We start from the raw sequence: 15,761 nt of genomic DNA, 5'->3' as shown, positions 1-15,761 counted from the left end.
GGTTTCTTGAATGCAAGCCTAGCACTGAACGAAAAAAAGGCGGGCACGGCTGAATGCCGTGCCCGCCTGTGCTGTCAGCGCAGTGCGTCAGCCTACCATTTCGGCGTGTACTTCAAGGTGAACTGCACGTTGCGCGGGTCGCCATAGTAGTTGTTCGACCCGGTGGTGTTGTAGGCCGGGATGATGTAGCGCTTGTCGAGCACATTGTTGACGTTGAGCGACAGGGCTACTTGCGGCGTGGCTTGCCAGGCCAGGCGCGCGTTCCAGATCGAGAAGCCGGCAACCTTGAACGTGTACGCGGTATCGAGCGTATGGCTTTGCGTGTTGACGCCGGCGCCCACGCTGAATTTGTCCCAGGCGCCGGGCAGGGTGTAGCTTGACCACACGCGCAGCATGTGTTTCGGCGTCCAGGTGGAAAAGACCTTGCCCTGATTGTCCGGGTCGTTCAGATAGGTCGTCGTCGTGTAGGCGTAACCGGCCGACAGCTGCAAGCCGCGTGCCACTTCGCCCGATACTTCCGCTTCCATGCCCTGGCTGCGCACCTTGCCCGAGGCGCGCGAGCAGTACTGCCCGTCGCACGGGAGGTCGGCAGCATAGTCGGTGACGGAGCGGTTCTTGTGGTCGTAGCGGAATACGGCCAGCGAGGTGTTGACCTTGCCATCCATCAGTTCCCCCTTGATGCCCGCCTCGTAGTTGCTGCCCGTGATGGGCTTGAGGACCTTGCCTTGCACGTCGCGGATGCTTTGCGGCGTGAAGATATCGGCATAGCTGGCGTAAGCCGACCATTGCGGATCGAGCGCGTAGATCAGTCCCGCCGATGGCGTGAACTTGGCGGTGGCGTTGAGTTGTTCTTCGGAACCTGCGGGCGTCGCATACAGGAAGTCATACCAGCTGAAGCGTCCGCCCAGCACGGCTTTCAGCTTGCCGGTCAACTGGCCATTCCAGCTGCCATACAGGCCTTTCTGGCGTATTTCGTAGGTGCTGTTGCTGGTCACGCCCATTGGGCGCGCGGCGATGCTGTCGATATCTTGCCATGGGCGGTGGTGCTTGATGTTGAAGACGTTCGCCCCGGATTCCCAGGCGCGCGCGTAGCGGTCGTCCGACGCCAGCGTGACATAGCTGGCGCCCACGAGCACTTCCTGCGCCATGCCCAGGCCGTCGAATTTGCCGCGTACGTAGGTATCGATGCCGCGCTTGCGGTTGTCGAAATCCATGCCAAAGTCGCCATAGCTCGCGCCGCTGCCGTCGGGCTGGATGGCGGAAGCCAGGCGCTGGTGCACGGAGCCGGTGTTTTCCTTCATGTTCACGGCCGATGCCTTCAGGCTCCACTGGCTGTTGAAGTGGTGCTCCAGGTCGAGATACACGTTGGTTTGCCGGGCTTCGCTGCGGTTCCAGTCGGCGCCCGTGAAGGTGGAGCGGGGCAGATTCAGTGCGCTGCCGTCCACGTAGCGGGGCAGGCCGATGAAGGTGGGGCGGCCGTGGTCATTGACGTTGCTGATGGCCAGGCCCAGGGTGGTGGCCGGACCCAGGTCATAGTCGAGCGCCGCGTACAGGGTGCGGTTCTTGCTCCACACCTGGTCGATGAAGGAGTGGGTATCGTCTTCATCGACAATGACGCGTCCGCGCAGGCTGCCGTCCGCAGTCAGGGGGCTGCTGACGTCGAGCTGCGCGCCATAATGGTCCCAGGATCCCGCGCGCGCCGTCATGCTGACACTGCGCGTGGCGCCCGGGCGCTTGCGCACCAGGCTGACGGAGCCGCCGGGGCTGCCCGTGCCAACGAGCATGCCCGAGGCGCCGCGCAGCACTTCCAGTCGATCGTAGATGACCATGTTTTCCTGGCCCCAGTTACCCAGCGCATAGGTGTTGCGGTCGATCGGTACGCCATCGTACTGCCATTGATCGATCTGGAAGCCGCGCGCCGTGATCACCACGCCCGGCCCCACGCCATGCACGCCCACCACGCCGGTGACGTTATTGACGGCTTCGCGCAAGTCCGTGATGCCCTGGTCGTCCAGGCGCTGGCGCGTCAGCACGCTGACCGATTGCGGGATGTCCTTCATCGCCTGCTCGCCCTTGCCGATGGTGAGCTTGCGCGCCGTGTAGGAGCCGCTGCCTTCCGTGGTGGCGCCTTGCTCGGCCTGGCCGACGATGGTAATCGAGGGCATGGTGCGTTCGGTCGCCGAGGCGCTACTGGCCGCCGCCGTGGGAGCGGCGACTGCAGGCGCGGCCACCAGCACATAGCCGGTGGGCGTCTTGCCGATCGCATAGCCGCTGCCGCGCAGCAGCACGGCGAAACCGTCATCGATGGCGTAGCTGCCTTGCAGGCCGGCGCTGGTCAAGCCCTGTACCTTGGAGGCGTCGATGACGATGGACACGCCCGCTTGCTGCGCATAGCGGTTCAGGGCTCCAGCCAGCGGGCCGGCGGGGATGGCGTAGCTGGCGACAGCCGGCACGGCCTGGGCGATTGCCTGGGCATGCAGGCCTGCGCCAGCGAGCAGCATGGCCGCCAGGGCCAGCGGACGCAAACGCGTGCGCAAGGGATTCTGGGACGAAACGGGAACGGCAGGAGCGTACATGGTGACAGCCTTTTTTGAATGATCTCAGCTGCCTTGACGCACGAGATGCGCCAACACGAACCTGCGTGGCACATTATTTTTTTGCGGTGCCAGTGTTTGGCGCATCCACCATCACCAGGTAGCGTGTCAACATGCGGATGCGCAGCTGGGGGAAATTGTCGATGAGTAGCTGCAGCGCCTTGTCCGTGTCGTCCAGCGGCAGCACGGCGGCTACGCGGATGCCGGCGATCTGCGCGCGGTCGTAATGCAGCTGGCCGGGGCGGTGGCGCGCCAGCTCGTCGAGCACCTCGGCCAGCGGCAAGTCGTCGACCACCAGCCGGCGTGCGCGCCACGCGTCCTGCACGCTGGCCGCATCGATGGCCGTGATGGGGCCCACGCCATCGTCCGTGATGCGCGTGCGCTGGCCCGCCTGCACCACGACGGCCGGATGTTGCGGCACCTGCGCCAGCACCTTGGACTCCAGCATGCTGAGGATGGTGGCGCCGTCTTCCCTGCGCACGCTGAAACGCGTGCCCAGCGCGCGGATCGCCGCCTGGCCGCTGTCGACGATGAAGGGGCGCTGCGCATCCTTGGCCACGTCGACGAGGATATCGCCGCGCACCAGTTCCACATGCCGCTCGCCCCCATTGAAATGCACGTTGACGGCGCTGTTGCTGCCCAAGGTCAGGCGGCTGCCATCGGCCAGGGTGTGCGTCTGCCATTGTCCGGTGGGGCTGCGCAGGTCGGCCAGCAGGTAGGCGGGGCGCTCGCTGATGACCAGCGCCCCGGTCAGCGCGAGCACGGCCACGGCGCTGGCCGCGGCCAGCTGGCGCAGACGCTGGCGGGGACGCTTTGGGGCGATGGCGGCCAGGGCGGCGCGCGCGGGCCTATGGTCGCCGCCGGCCGGCTCGCGCACGGTGTTCAATTGACGCAGCAGGTTTTCCATGCCGGCGGCCGCGCTCGCGTGCAGCGGGTCGGCCGCCTTCCATGCGGCAAAGCCGGCCTGCGCGGTGTCGCGTTCGGCCGGGTCGTCGGCGCTGAGCTGCACGATCCAGCGGGCAGCCTGTTCGGCGGCGATATCCGTACGGGGGCTATTCATGCGGCCATGGCCGGGCAGGCATGGCGGCAGGCCAGCAAGGCTTGCACCAGGTATTTTTGCACCATACGCGTGGAAACGTTCAGCTGCGCGGCGACGGCGGCCTGCGATTGCTCTTCCAGGTAGTGCAACAGAAAGGCGTCGCGCGCCTTGGCGGACAAGCCGGCCAGCGCCGTGGCGATCTGTTCGAGCGCCTGCACGGCCATCAGTATCTCGTCGGGCGAGGGCGCGCCGGGCAGGCTGTCGGCCAGCAGGGCAAGTTCCGCCAGGTAGCTGCGTTCGAGTATCTGGCGGCGCGCGCGGTCAAGCAGCAGGCGCTTCGCCGTCGTCGACAGGTAGGCGCGCGGTTCGCGCATGCCGAACAGGGCGTCGCGCGAAGCGATGATGCGCACGAAGGTATCTTGCGCCACGTCGGCCGCGCCATGCGGGCAGCTGAGTTTTTTGCGCAGCCAGCCGACCAGCCAGCCGTGATGCTCGCTGTAGAGCGACTGCACTTGCTGTTGCAGGCTGGGCTGGCTGGTGGACATGGGTGATGAATAACATAAATGAGAATTATTCTCATTGTAAGCGCCAGTGGCGGCTCGCCACAATCCCCGATTGCATGTGGAGGGGGCAGGTGTTGCGCGCAGGCCGCACGCGCGGCGGTGCCGGAAATGAAAAAACCCGCCGCTGCACGGTGCAGGGGCGGGTTCTTCATACTGCTAATTCTTGGTGGTGATAGGTGGACTTGAACCACCGACCCCAGCATTATGAATGCTGTGCTCTAACCAACTGAGCTATATCACCAAACAGACCGGTCAGACCGGATGCTGGTTTTGACCAGTAAAAAACCTGATCGATGTTCTTTGGTGGTGATAGGTGGACTTGAACCACCGACCCCAGCATTATGAATGCTGTGCTCTAACCAACTGAGCTATATCACCCAACAGCCGAGCATTATCCAGTCTTCCCATTTCCTTGTCAATGCCGGCGCAAAAAAATGTGCGGTTTTTTCACGCGCCGGCGCCGGCATGATTATTTTTGTAACGGCATCAGCAAGGGCTGGATCTGCGCCAGCATGGCCGTGGCCGGATCAGCTCCCAGGCAATCGATGACGATGCGTTCCGGCATGGAGCGCAGCCAGGTCAGCTGCCGCTTGGCCAGCTGGCGCGTGGCGATGATGCCCGTCTCGCGCAGGGTGGCGCGGTCGATACGGCCATCGAGATAGTCCCAGGCCTGGCGGTAGCCCACGCAGCGCATCGAGGGCAAACCCGGGTGCAGGTCGCCGCGCCGGCGCAACCCATCCACTTCATCGAGCAGGGCATCGTTTTTCAGCATGAGGTCGAAGCGCGTGGCGATGCGCGCGTGCAGCACGGCGCGATCCGACGGTTCCAGCGCGAACGATTGCAACTGGAATGGCAGCACCGTCTTTTCGCGCCGGTCCAGCAGGGCCGACATGGGCTGGCCGGACAGGGCGATGATTTCCAGCGCGCGGCCGATGCGCTGCGCATCCTGTGGCGCCAGGCGCGCGGCCGTGACGGGATCCTGTTCGGCCAGGCGCGCATGCATGGCGGGCCAGCCGATGGCGGCTGCGTCTTCTTCCAGCTGGGTGCGCAGCACGGGATCGGCGCCGGGCAAATCGTCGAGGCCATCGGCCAGGCCTTTAAAATACAGCATGGTGCCGCCGACCAGCAGCGGCAGCTTGCCGCGCGCGGAGATCTCGCTCACCAGGCGCAGGGTGTCGTTGCGGAACTGCGCCACGGAATAGGCGTCGAGCGGGTCGATGATGTCGATCAAATGATGCGGCACCTGGGCCAGTTCTTCCTTTGACGGTTTGGCCGTGCCGATATCCATGCCCCGGTAAACGAGGGCGGAATCGACGGAAATGATCTCGGATGGGATGGCTTGCGCGATGGCCAGCGCACTGGCCGTCTTGCCGCTGGCCGTGGGGCCCATGATGGCGACGGCCAGGGGGAGGTGTGGGGTGTTTGTCATGGTGCTTTTTTGATGTGCTTGCGATGGGGACCCCAAGGCAAAGGCTGGGGTCAGTCTCTTCGAGATCGGGATACGTCCCATTGGGGAGTATCCCCCCGGCGGGTCTGACCCCGGAATTTTATTGGCCGCGCAGGAACAGTTTATCGAGCGCGTTGATCTCGACCTGCACCCACGTGGGCCGGCCATGGTTGCACTGGTCGGCGCGTTCCGTGCTTTCCATCTGGCGCAGCAGGGCATTCATTTCCTGCACCGATAATATCCGGTTGGCGCGCACGGCCGTGTGGCAGGCCAGAGTGCCCAGCAATTCGTTCTGGCGCTCGATCAGCACGCGCGAGCCGCCGTATTCGCGTACGTCGCGGAGCACGTCGCGCGCCAGGGTTTGCGCATCGGCGTTTTTCAGCAGGGTCGGCACGCTGCGCACGGCCAGCGTCGTGGGCGACAGGGCGGCGATGTCAAAACCCAGCGCTTTTAACGTGTCCTGGTTTTCATTCGCCGTCGACACTTCGATGGCGTCCGCATAGAACGTCACGGGGATCAGCAAGGACTGCACCTGCATGTCCTGGCCCGAGACCTGCGCCTGCAGCGCGTTTTTCAGTTGCTCGTACAGGATGCGCTCGTGCGCCGCGTGCATGTCGACCAGCACCAGACCCTTGGTATTTTGCGCCAGGATGTAGATGCCGTGCAGCTGGGCCAGGGCAAAGCCCAGCGGATACTCTTCGCGCGCCATCGCTTCGGGCGAGGCGATGTACGGTTCCACCTGCGTGATCGGCGAGGATGCAGCAGCGCCGCCGAACAGGGCGCCGTAGGCCGCTGTGTCTTGCCCCACGCCTGGTGCATCGGCAAAGAAGGGGCGGGCCGCGCCGGGCGAGGCGGGCGCGAAGGTATTCGTGAATTGCGCGCCGAACGACGTCTGCGTCTGCTCGCGGCGCCAGATGCCGGGGCCACCCAAACCCGCGCCAGCGGTATCGCCGCTCAGGGTGGAGGCGGCCGGCAGGGGCGCCGGCACGCTGCCGAATGCCGTGGCCGACGTCTGCGCCAGCGCGCGCTGCACCGCGTGGAAGACAAACTGGTGCACGGAGCGGCTGTCGCGGAAGCGTACTTCGATCTTCGACGGGTGCACGTTGACGTCGACCAGCGCCGGGTCGAGGTCGAGCGCCAGCACGTACGAGGGAAAACGGTCGCCGTGCAGCACGTCCTGGTAGGCCATGCGCACGGCGTGCACCAGCAGCTTGTCGCGTACGAAGCGCCCGTTGACATAAAAGAACTGGCCATCGGCGCGCGCCTTGGACGCTGTCGGCAAGCCGGCAAAGCCGTGAATGCGCAAGGTGCCGGCCGATTCGTCCAGCGCCAGGCGCGCTTCGGCGAAGTCATTGCCTAGGATGTGGGCGCTGCGCTTGGCCAGTTCGCTGATATTCCACTGGTCGATGGTGCGGCCATTGTGCGACAGCGAGAACGACACGTCCGGCCGCGCCAGCGCGATGCGGCGCACGACTTCGGCGCAATGGCCGTATTCCGTCTGCTCCGATTTGAGGAATTTGCGCCGCGCGGGCGTGTTGAAATACAGGTCTTGCACGTCGACCGTGGTGCCGTGCGCGCCCGACGAGGGCGAGACGCTGCCATTGTGCGAGCCGACGATTTCCCACGCATGCGCCGCGTCCGCCGTGCGCGAGGTCACGGTGACGGCGGCCACCGAGGCGATCGAGGCCAGCGCCTCGCCGCGAAAACCCAGGGTGCCCACGTTTTCCAGGTCGTGCAGCGAAGCGATCTTCGAGGTGGCGTGGCGCGCCAGGGCCAGCGGCAGCTGGTCCTTGTCGATGCCGCGCCCGTTATCGGTAATGGCGATGCGTTTCACGCCCCCTTCTTCCAGCCGCACGGTGATCTGCGTGGCGCCCGAGTCGAGCGCGTTTTCCAGCAACTCCTTGACGACGGCCGATGGCCGCTCGACCACCTCGCCGGCGGCGATTTGCGAAATCAACTGGTCAGGCAGGGCCTGGATCGGGCGGTGGGGCGTGATGGGAGCGTTCATGCCCTGATTATAACGGTTTGCGAATTGCCGGGCATCGGCTACTTCGCCACCTCCCGCACCGGTATCGGCGCATTGCACAGGTCGACATGGCCGGCAGTGACCTTGCTCCACGGGCCGCCGCGGTGGCGCTGGGCTTCCAGCACGGCCTGATAGGCGGCGCTGTCGGTGCGCATCACTTCCAGGTTGCTGCGTTGCCCGGCCGGTACGCTGGCGGCCAGGCGGATGGCCTTGATCGGCACGTTTTTCTCGGGGCTGTCATAAAAACCCATGGGGCCCGTGCCGCGTGGCAGGGTGGACAGCAATGGCATGCCGGAGACGACCCTGCCGACGACCGTGATGTCGCGGTCCAGGTGGCGCGGCGACTGGCCGATGACGGCGTACAGCTCCGTGCCACCGCCGCTGTCGCTGGCGCTGTCGCGCCCCACGCCCACGGTGGCATAGCAATGCGTGAGCCAGGCCGTGCCGGTTTTCGGATCGCGCGCGGACGGGAAGCCGTTCGAATGGCCCACTTGCGGCGCATAGCCGTCGACGTCCGGCAGGCGTGTGAAGCTCTTGACGTTTTTCAAGGGTACCGTAAATTCGCCGGGCAGGGTGCGCTGCGCATGCTGGATCGGTTTTGGATTTTTCTCGTTCGGATCGCCCCACTGTGCCACCCAGTTGTCCTGCGCACGGGTGATGGCCAGGCCGTCGTAATACTGCTCGGCCACCAGGGCCTTGATGTTGGCCACGTGTTTCGGCGCGAAGTCCGGCGCCAGTTCGATCACCACGCGGCCGGCGGGAATGTCCAGGTACAGGGTGTTGTCCGGATCCAGCGCACGCCAGTCGGACGGTTTCGAAGCCTTGATCACGTCGGCCAAGGTCGCCTTGGCGGGCAGTTCGGCGGGCGCCTTGATCTGGACGGGCGCTGCGTGGGCGGTCAGATGTGCAAGGCCCAGTACGGTGGCCATGATCAGGCCGCTCAGTGGGTGTCGATACATGTTTTCTCCTGGTCGACGCGGGTTGCGCCGTGCAGAAAGTGTATACCGGAATGCCAATATTTCGTTGGAAAAACATTGCATGTGGCAATCCTGACAGTTGCCTGCCGATAAGGCGTTTCCTTAACCTTTACTTAAAATGCCACACAGCCAAGGGCGCTGCCGAATTAATCACGAAATATCAGCCCGGGGACTGCCGTTGCGCCGGTCGGGTGGTGTATGATTCCGCCGCTACCTTTAGGGAAAAATATATGGATTTTGTGCAATTCCTCGACATGATCGTGCATGTCGACAAGACGCTGGGTCTCTTGATCGAGCAGTACGGCACCCTCGTGTATGCGGTGCTGTTCGCCATTATTTTTTGCGAGACAGGCCTCGTGGTGCTGTTTTTCTTCCCTGGGGATACCTTGCTGTTTATCGCCGGCGCGTTTTGTGCGACGGGACAAATGCACCTGGGCTTGCTTATAGCCTTGCTGGTGACGGCCGCCGTTACGGGCAACACGCTCAATTACTGGATAGGCGAGGCCATCGGGCAAAGGGTGTTTACCCACGATTATCGCTGGATCAACAAGGATGCCATGCGCCGCACGCATGAATTCTTTGAAAAGCACGGCGGCAAGACCATCATCCTGGCCCGCTTCGTGCCCGTGGTGCGCACCTTCGCGCCGTTCGTGGCCGGCATTTCCGACATGACGCATGCGCGCTTCCAGATGTACAACGTGACGGGCGCCCTGCTGTGGGTGGTCGGTCTGGTGACGGCGGGCTACTTCTTCGGCAATATCCCGTGGATCCGCGACCACCTGACCTTGATCGTGCTGATCGGTGTCGGCGCCGCCGTCGTGCCGGTGGTACTGGGCGGCATGTGGAAACTCTACAAGCGCATGGTCGGCAAGTCGGCGTAAGGCCGCATGGATACGGGGCAAGCGCGCTGCGGCACAGTCCGCAGCCGGCCCCGGATCCCGTTTTCCCCTGCCTCGTTTCTGTTTTACTCCCGCGTTGATTCAAGTTTTGTTGCTTTCCAGCCGTAAACCAGAGGGTATTCTCACTTTCTGGATTTCCATGCGACATTTGAGCGCCCTGTTAGCTTGCAGCCTTGCCGCGATGACGGCCATGGCAAGCGCCAAAGATGCCCCCGCCTCCGCGAGCGCCACCGCATCCGCGCCGATGTCGGCGTCGGCGCGTGCGGCCGCCATGAAAACCCTGACCGAATCGGTGAAGGGCAAGGAGGCCAAGGCGCCAGTCGTCGTTGCGCCCACGGCGCGCGAAAAGGAAGAAGCGGCCGAAGTCGACCTGTCCGAACGCATCGCCGCGCGCCTGGCGGAAATGCGCGCCACCCAGGCGGCCCGCGCCGCCGCCCGTGCCAAGCGCGCCGCCGTGGTGAAGGCCGCGCCGCCGCCACCGCCGCCTGTGCCGCGCGGCACGCACTGGTCGTACGAAGGCGACAGCGGCCCGGCCCACTGGAGCAAGATCAATGTCGACTGGGCCAAGTGCGGCAATGGCAGCCGCCAGTCGCCGATCGATATCCGCGACGGCATGAAGGTGGAGCTCGAGCAGATCAGCTTTGACTACCATCCGTCGTCGTTCAACGTGGTTGACAATGGCCACACGGTGCAGGTGGGCGTGAGCGGCGGCAATTACATCACGGTGCAGAACCGCATGTTCGAGCTGCAGCAATTCCATTTCCACCGTCCGTCCGAAGAGCGCATCAATGGCAAGGCGTTCGAGATGGTGGTGCACCTGGTGCACCGCGACGCGGAAGGCCGGCAAGCCGTGCTGGCGCTGCTGCTGGAGCGGGGGGCGCCGCAGGCGACCATCCAGACCGTGTGGAACAATTTGCCGCTGGAAAAATTCGAGACCATGCAGCCGACCATCCTGCTCGACCCGGCCGAGATGCTGCCCACGCGGCGCGATTACTACACCTACATGGGATCGATGACGGAGCCGCCTTGCAGCGAAGGCGTGCTGTGGATGGTGATGAAGCAGCCGGTGCAAGCCTCGCCGGCGCAGATGGCGCTGTTCAGCCGCTTGTATCCCTTGAATGCGCGCCCGATTCAGCCTACGAACGGCCGCATCATCAAAGAGTCCAATTAAACGAATGCGAGGCGCTGGCGGCCGGTCCATTCGGCGCCGGCGGCCAGCAGGTCGGGCTGGATCAGGGCAGGCTCGATGCAGATGAAGCGCGGCTGCTCGTCGTCGGCCAGGTCGGGCAGGGCGGCCGCGTCTTGCGCGCCCGGGTTCCACACGACGGCGTCCGTAAAGCCCTGCTGCTCCAGGCGCAGCGTATGGCTGCCAGACTGCAGGCTCAAGGTGCCCGGCAGCTGGTAGTAGATGCGGTCCAGTTTGTCCGAAAATTGCAGTACTTCTTCCGCCTGCAAGGCGTCTTGCGGCGTCTCGTCCGAGTAGCGCACGCGCTGCAAGCCGCCAATGCGCGCTTCGCTCAATTGATCAATCGCAAAATAACTGTGCAGGGCGGCCGAGAATGGAAACGCCTGCTCGCCCGTGTTGTGCACGGACAGGTGCAGCTCCAGTGATTGGGCCGTGACGGCAACGCGCAGGCGCAGGGTGAAGTTGTATGCCCAGCTGGCGGCGATCGCTTCCGGCAAGTCAGCCTGGGTCAGGACAAATTGCGCCCATGCGGCACCATCAGCCTCACCGCTCGATTCCAGCTGCCAGGTCGCCACGCGCGCAAAGCCGTGGCGCATGCCCGTGCCGCGCGCGCCGAACTGGGGAAAGATCACGGGCACGCCGCCCCGGATGGCGCGGCTGCCGTCGAGCGCGGAATCTCGGCTGCAGAACAGGCGCTCCTGGCCATCGCTGGTCTGCCACGAGACCAGGTGGCCGCCGTACAGGGTGACGGTCGCTTGCGCGCCATCGGCGGCGCGGATGGTCACGGCCGGCAGCTCGCCAAAGATACTCTCGCTCATGCTAGGCTTTCATGTCAGGTCAGGCGGCTTTTCGCCAGCGGCGGATTCTTCGCAAAGTAATTCTTGATGCCCGTGACGATGGCGTCGGCCATCTGGTCCTGGTAGCCGTTGTCGGTCAGCTTGGCTTCTTCTTCCGGATTCGAGATGAAGGCCGTCTCGATCAGGATGGAAGGGATGTCGGGCGCTTTGAGCACGGCGAAGCCGGCCTGTTCGACGGAGCCCTTGTGCAGGCGGTTGATGCCGCCGATTTCGCGCAGCACGGCCTTGCCCAGCTTCATGCTGTCATTGATCTGCGCCGTCGTCGACAGGTCGAGCAGCACGCTGGCCAGCTGCTTGTCGTGGTTCTTCACGTTCACGCCGCCGATCAGGTCGGCCTGGTTTTCCTTGTTGGCCAGCCAGCGCGCGGCCGTCGAGGTGGCGCCCTTTTCGGACAGCACGAAGACGGACGAGCCGCGCGCCGTCGGCTGGATGAAGGCGTCGGCGTGGATCGAGACGAACAGGTCGGCCTGCACCTTGCGCGCCTTTTCCACGCGCATGCCCAGCGGGACGAAGAAATCGGCGTCGCGCGTGAGCATGACGCGCATGTTCGGCTGCAGTTCCAGCTTGGTCTTGAGGCGCTTGGCAATGGCCAGCACCACGTCTTTTTCGCGGCTGCCCCGGCTGCCCATGGCGCCAGGGTCTTCGCCGCCGTGACCGGGATCGAGCGCGATGGTAATCATGCGCACCACTTTCTGGCCCGGCAGCGGGCGCGTTTCGGGGCGCTGTTCCGGACGCACGTCGGGAACGGGCGGCACGATGGGCGCTGCCGGCGGCGCCACGGCGGCCACGGGCGGCTTGCCGCTCTCGGGCAGGGGCAGCGCGGGCGGCGGCGTATGCGTGCCGGCCATGGGCGGCTTGGCGGGGTCGCTCGACCAGTCGCCCTTTTCGATCATCTGCGCGATCAAATCCGGCTCGCGCACGGGATACAGGTCGAAGATCAAACGGTGGTTGTAGGAGCCGGCCGGCGGCAGGGTAAACAGCTGCGGCGTGACCTCTTCCTTCAGGTCGAACACCAGGCGCACGACATTGGGCCGGTTCTGGCCCACGCGCACCTGCTTGATATACGGGTCGTTCGACTGAATCTTCGCCACCAGGCCCTTGAGCGTGGGATTGAGTTCCAGGCCTTCGATGTCGACCACCAGGCGTTCCGGGTCCTTGACGATGAAGTGGGTCGCCTTGAGGATGCTGTCGTTTTCCAGGGTGACGCGGGTGTAGTCCTCGGCCGGCCAGACGCGCACGGCGAGAATTTGCGCCGCCATCGCCGACATGGGCGCGAACACGGACAACAGCAGGGTGCCGCCGGCCTTGAGGACCGTGCGCCGGGTGATGGGCGAGGAGATCAAAGGTTCGGGGCGAATTTGAGACGGTGAAGGCATGACAGACCCAATTCAGAAGACGCTTGCAATTCTACATCACGTCCTGTACCCGCAACGTTCAAATAAATATTCAGGTCGGCCGGCGGCAGCACCGGTTCGGCTTTCTCCGGCCATTCGACGATGCAGATATTGCGACCGTCGAAGTCTTCGCGAAAGCCCGCGTCGAGGAATTCCTCGGCACTGCCCATGCGGTACAGGTCGAAGTGGATGACGTTGACGCGCTGGCCATCGAGTTGCACCGTGTACGGTTCGGACAGCGTATAAGTGGGGCTTTTCACGTGGCCAGCATGGCCGGCCGCGTGCAACAGGGCGCGCGTGAGGGCCGTCTTGCCGGCACCGAGGTCGCCGTGCAGGTAGATCGCCAGGCCCGGCGCCAGCGTGCGCGCCAGCGCGGCGCCCAGTGCGGCGGTGCCGGCTTCGTCGTGGAGGTGGGCTTTGAAGTGTTCGGTCATGATCTTCGGTATCGCATAAAATGGAGGCTGCTGTCATTGTAACCGCCCGCGCGCCTGCCGTTTTCCGTAAAGTCCCCTATGTCCGCCACCATCACCGATCTCGCCGTCCTGGCGCGCACCATCAAAGAATGGGGGCGCGAGCTGGGTTTTGCCGAGGTGCGCATCGCCGACGTGGACCTGTCGCACATGGAAGCGCCCTTGCAAGCCTGGCTCGATGCAGGGTACCACGGCGAAATGGATTACATGGCCAGCCACGGCATGAAGCGCGCTCGCCCGGCCGAACTGGTGCCGGGCACGGTGCGCGCCATCAGCGCGCGCATGAATTATCTGCCGCCGGCGCTGGGGCCCGACTGGCGCGAACGCGAGGCGACGCGCGATGCCGACCCTGCGGCGGCCGTGATTTCCGTGTATGCGCGGGGCCGCGACTATCACAAGGTCATGCGTTCGCGCCTGCAGCAGCTGGCCGAGCGCATCAAGGGCGAGATCGGCGACTTCGGCTACCGCGTCTTCAGCGACTCTGCGCCCGTGATGGAAGTCGAGCTGGCGCAAAAAGGGGGCCTGGGCTGGCGCGGCAAGCACACCTTGCTGATCAACCGCCAGGGCGGTTCCTTCTTTTTCCTCGGCGAGATCCTCATCGACGTGCCGTTGCCCGTCGACCCGCCGGAGACCCCGCGCTGCGGCCAGTGCTCGGCGTGCATCACGGTGTGTCCGACGCAAGCCATCCTGGGGCCGTACAAGCTTGACGCGCGCCGCTGCATCTCTTACCTGACGATCGAATTGAAGGGCGCCATTCCCGTCGAGATGCGCCCTCTGATCGGCAACAAGGTGTACGGCTGCGACGATTGCCAGACCGTCTGCCCGTGGAACAAGTTCGCCCAGCGCGCCGTCGTGCCCGATTTCGACGAGCGCCACAGCCTGGGCAGCGCCGGCATGGTGGAGCTGTTCGCCTGGACGGAAGAAGAATTCAACCGCCGCATGGAAGGCAGCGCGATCCGCCGCATCGGCCACGAACGCTGGCTGCGCAACCTGGCCGTCGGCATGGGCAACGCGGCCGCCAAGGCCCGGGGCCAGGCCGACATCGTCGCGGCCCTGCTGTCGCGCCGCGAGCATCCATCGGCCATCGTGCGTGAACACGTCGAATGGGCGCTGGCCTTGCACGGCATCGCCTAGACCCTTTTTAAGCCTGCTTCAGGCGCAGTGCCGACCACTCACTATCGATGGCGACCATGGCCACGCTGTCGAGGCCTACGGTGTGCGCAAAGTCGCGGATATCGTCGCGGTGGATGTCGCTGCCCGCTTTGATTCCGCCCTTGCGGTATGCCACCCAGACGGCGCCGCCGGGCGCCAGGCGCGCCTGCGCCATCGGCAGGAACTGTTCCAGTTCCGCGCGGCTGCGTGCGAACAGCAGGATCCAGTCGGCATTTTCACCTTCCCGCACCCGCCGTTCCGCCGGCAACTGCGCCAGCAATTCTCCATGTTCGCCGCCGTCATTGAGCACGGCCAGGGAGCTGGCATTTTTCACATACATTTTCTCAAGGGCGGATTTGTCAGGCATGGCATCGGCGTGTGGATGGTGAAAAGACGAGCATAACAAATTTCTCCTTGACTTATCGATATATCGTTATAAAATGACGATACCTACTAACGATATATCTTTAAAGAGAAAACATGAGAAACTCACACCACGCAGAACACGGCCAGCATGGCCATCACCATCATCACGGCCATTGCGGCCAGCATCACCACCACCATGGCGAATACCGCCACGAATACTCCATGCACGGCCGCGGCCCGCGCGGCTTCGACGAGCGCGGTGATGGCATGGGCCATGGAGGCCCCGGTGGCCCAGGTGGACGAGGGCGCGGCGAACGGGCCGAGCGCGTCTTCGGCCGCGGCGACCTGCCTCTGATCGTGCTGGCGCTGATCGAAATCAGCCCCCGCCACGGCTATGAAATCATCAAGGCCATCGAAGAGCGTTGCGGCGGCGCGTACGCCCCCAGCCCGGGCGCCGTGTATCCGACCCTGACCTTGCTGGAAGAGCAGGACCATGTCACATCGTCCGAAAGCGCCAGCGGCAAGAAGCTCTACACGATCACGGACCTGGGCCGCGCGTATCTCGACGAGAACCGTGCCCAGGTGGACGGCATCCTGGCCCGCCTCGACATGTTTGCCCGCGTCCAGGCGCGCAACGCCTTGCCCGAGCGCGTGCGCCAGGCCATGCACACGCTCAAGCATGCGCTGTTGCTGAACAAGACCAGCTGGAGCGACGCGGAAGCCGAGCGCGTCTCCGCCGTGCTGGAACAGGCGGCGAACGCCATCGTCGACGGCCACTGAGCCCACTTTAC

At 64.5% G+C, this 15,761-nt stretch carries 15 protein-coding genes and 2 tRNA genes; 4 read left to right on the top strand and 13 right to left on the bottom strand.

Annotated features, from left to right (window positions below; all coding sequences use genetic code 11):
* Positions 1 to 92: 92 nt before the first annotated feature.
* The 8 genes from AC3IQ7_RS25735 to AC3IQ7_RS25700 form a co-directional block, all read right to left on the bottom strand.
* Positions 93 to 2,576 carry a TonB-dependent siderophore receptor gene (locus tag AC3IQ7_RS25735; protein ID WP_489207688.1) on the bottom strand — a complete coding sequence of 828 codons (2,484 nt, stop codon included), beginning with the start codon at positions 2,574 to 2,576 and terminating at the stop codon, positions 93 to 95.
* Positions 2,577 to 2,649: 73 nt separating this feature from the next.
* Entirely contained in the window at positions 2,650 to 3,654 is a 1,005-nt protein-coding gene (locus AC3IQ7_RS25730; RefSeq protein WP_489207687.1) for a FecR family protein, read from the bottom strand.
* Entirely contained in the window at positions 3,651 to 4,178 is a 528-nt protein-coding gene (locus AC3IQ7_RS25725; RefSeq protein ID WP_489207686.1) for a sigma-70 family RNA polymerase sigma factor, read from the bottom strand. Before AC3IQ7_RS25725 ends, AC3IQ7_RS25730 begins: the two co-directional genes overlap by 4 nt.
* 182 nt (positions 4,179 to 4,360) lie before the next feature.
* Positions 4,361 to 4,437: transfer RNA gene (locus AC3IQ7_RS25720), tRNA-Met, on the bottom strand.
* Between the two features lie 60 nt (positions 4,438 to 4,497).
* Positions 4,498 to 4,574, bottom strand: a tRNA-Met gene (locus tag AC3IQ7_RS25715).
* Positions 4,575 to 4,665: 91 nt separating this feature from the next.
* Positions 4,666 to 5,625: a tRNA (adenosine(37)-N6)-dimethylallyltransferase MiaA gene (miaA, locus tag AC3IQ7_RS25710; RefSeq protein ID WP_489207685.1), complete on the bottom strand. Its 960-nt coding sequence runs from the start codon at positions 5,623 to 5,625 to the stop codon at positions 4,666 to 4,668.
* A gap of 118 nt (positions 5,626 to 5,743) precedes the next feature.
* Positions 5,744 to 7,651, bottom strand: coding sequence for a DNA mismatch repair endonuclease MutL (gene mutL, locus AC3IQ7_RS25705; RefSeq protein WP_322426181.1), 1,908 nt, complete (start codon positions 7,649 to 7,651; stop codon positions 5,744 to 5,746).
* A gap of 38 nt (positions 7,652 to 7,689) precedes the next feature.
* Positions 7,690 to 8,628 carry a peptidylprolyl isomerase gene (locus AC3IQ7_RS25700; protein WP_489207684.1) on the bottom strand — a complete coding sequence of 313 codons (939 nt, stop codon included), beginning with the start codon at positions 8,626 to 8,628 and terminating at the stop codon, positions 7,690 to 7,692.
* Positions 8,629 to 8,876: 248 nt separating this feature from the next.
* Here AC3IQ7_RS25700 and AC3IQ7_RS25695 point away from each other — a divergent pair, with 248 nt between their 5' ends.
* Positions 8,877 to 9,527 carry a VTT domain-containing protein gene (locus tag AC3IQ7_RS25695; protein WP_071075583.1) on the top strand — a complete coding sequence of 217 codons (651 nt, stop codon included), beginning with the start codon at positions 8,877 to 8,879 and terminating at the stop codon, positions 9,525 to 9,527.
* Between the two features lie 99 nt (positions 9,528 to 9,626).
* On the opposite strand, the gene AC3IQ7_RS25690 is transcribed toward AC3IQ7_RS25695, so the two are convergent.
* On the bottom strand, positions 9,627 to 9,818 hold the full coding sequence (locus tag AC3IQ7_RS25690) for a hypothetical protein (protein ID WP_233516018.1): 192 nt from the start codon (positions 9,816 to 9,818) through the stop codon (positions 9,627 to 9,629).
* On the opposite strand from AC3IQ7_RS25690, the gene AC3IQ7_RS25685 reads away from it, so the two are divergent.
* Positions 9,817 to 10,716 (top strand): carbonic anhydrase, encoded by a 900-nt coding sequence (locus AC3IQ7_RS25685; RefSeq protein ID WP_416208697.1) that lies wholly within the window; start codon positions 9,817 to 9,819, stop codon positions 10,714 to 10,716. The genes AC3IQ7_RS25690 and AC3IQ7_RS25685 overlap by 2 nt on opposite strands.
* On the opposite strand, the gene AC3IQ7_RS25680 is transcribed toward AC3IQ7_RS25685, so the two are convergent.
* Genes AC3IQ7_RS25680 through tsaE form a run of 3 tightly spaced genes read right to left on the bottom strand, consistent with a single transcriptional unit; the run spans position 10,713 to position 13,416 of the window.
* The gene (locus tag AC3IQ7_RS25680; RefSeq protein WP_099376608.1) at positions 10,713 to 11,549 is read right to left on the bottom strand and encodes a D-hexose-6-phosphate mutarotase; all 837 of its coding nucleotides are present in this window, start codon (positions 11,547 to 11,549) and stop codon (positions 10,713 to 10,715) included. The genes AC3IQ7_RS25685 and AC3IQ7_RS25680 overlap by 4 nt on opposite strands.
* A 14-nt stretch (positions 11,550 to 11,563) precedes the next feature.
* A complete protein-coding gene (locus AC3IQ7_RS25675) occupies positions 11,564 to 12,964 on the bottom strand; it encodes an N-acetylmuramoyl-L-alanine amidase (protein WP_489207683.1) in 1,401 nt (466 codons plus the stop codon).
* Entirely contained in the window at positions 12,928 to 13,416 is a 489-nt protein-coding gene (gene tsaE / locus AC3IQ7_RS25670) for a tRNA (adenosine(37)-N6)-threonylcarbamoyltransferase complex ATPase subunit type 1 TsaE (RefSeq protein WP_489207682.1), read from the bottom strand. The genes AC3IQ7_RS25675 and tsaE overlap by 37 nt, the downstream gene beginning before the upstream one ends.
* A 78-nt stretch (positions 13,417 to 13,494) precedes the next feature.
* On the opposite strand from tsaE, the gene queG reads away from it, so the two are divergent.
* Positions 13,495 to 14,586 (top strand): tRNA epoxyqueuosine(34) reductase QueG, encoded by a 1,092-nt coding sequence (queG, locus tag AC3IQ7_RS25665; protein WP_489207681.1) that lies wholly within the window; start codon positions 13,495 to 13,497, stop codon positions 14,584 to 14,586.
* Between the two features lie 7 nt (positions 14,587 to 14,593).
* On the opposite strand, the gene AC3IQ7_RS25660 is transcribed toward queG, so the two are convergent.
* Entirely contained in the window at positions 14,594 to 14,971 is a 378-nt protein-coding gene (locus AC3IQ7_RS25660) for a DUF3052 family protein (RefSeq protein ID WP_489207680.1), read from the bottom strand.
* A gap of 221 nt (positions 14,972 to 15,192) precedes the next feature.
* Here AC3IQ7_RS25660 and AC3IQ7_RS25655 point away from each other — a divergent pair, with 221 nt between their 5' ends.
* On the top strand, positions 15,193 to 15,750 hold the full coding sequence (locus tag AC3IQ7_RS25655; RefSeq protein ID WP_244517467.1) for a PadR family transcriptional regulator: 558 nt from the start codon (positions 15,193 to 15,195) through the stop codon (positions 15,748 to 15,750).
* Positions 15,751 to 15,761 lie beyond the last annotated feature (11 nt).

The sequence above is a fragment of the Janthinobacterium sp. GL_088 genome, assembly GCF_057837845.1.
The sequence above is the reverse complement of the archived record's forward strand: the minus strand, read 5'-3'. Positions and strand labels throughout refer to the sequence as shown.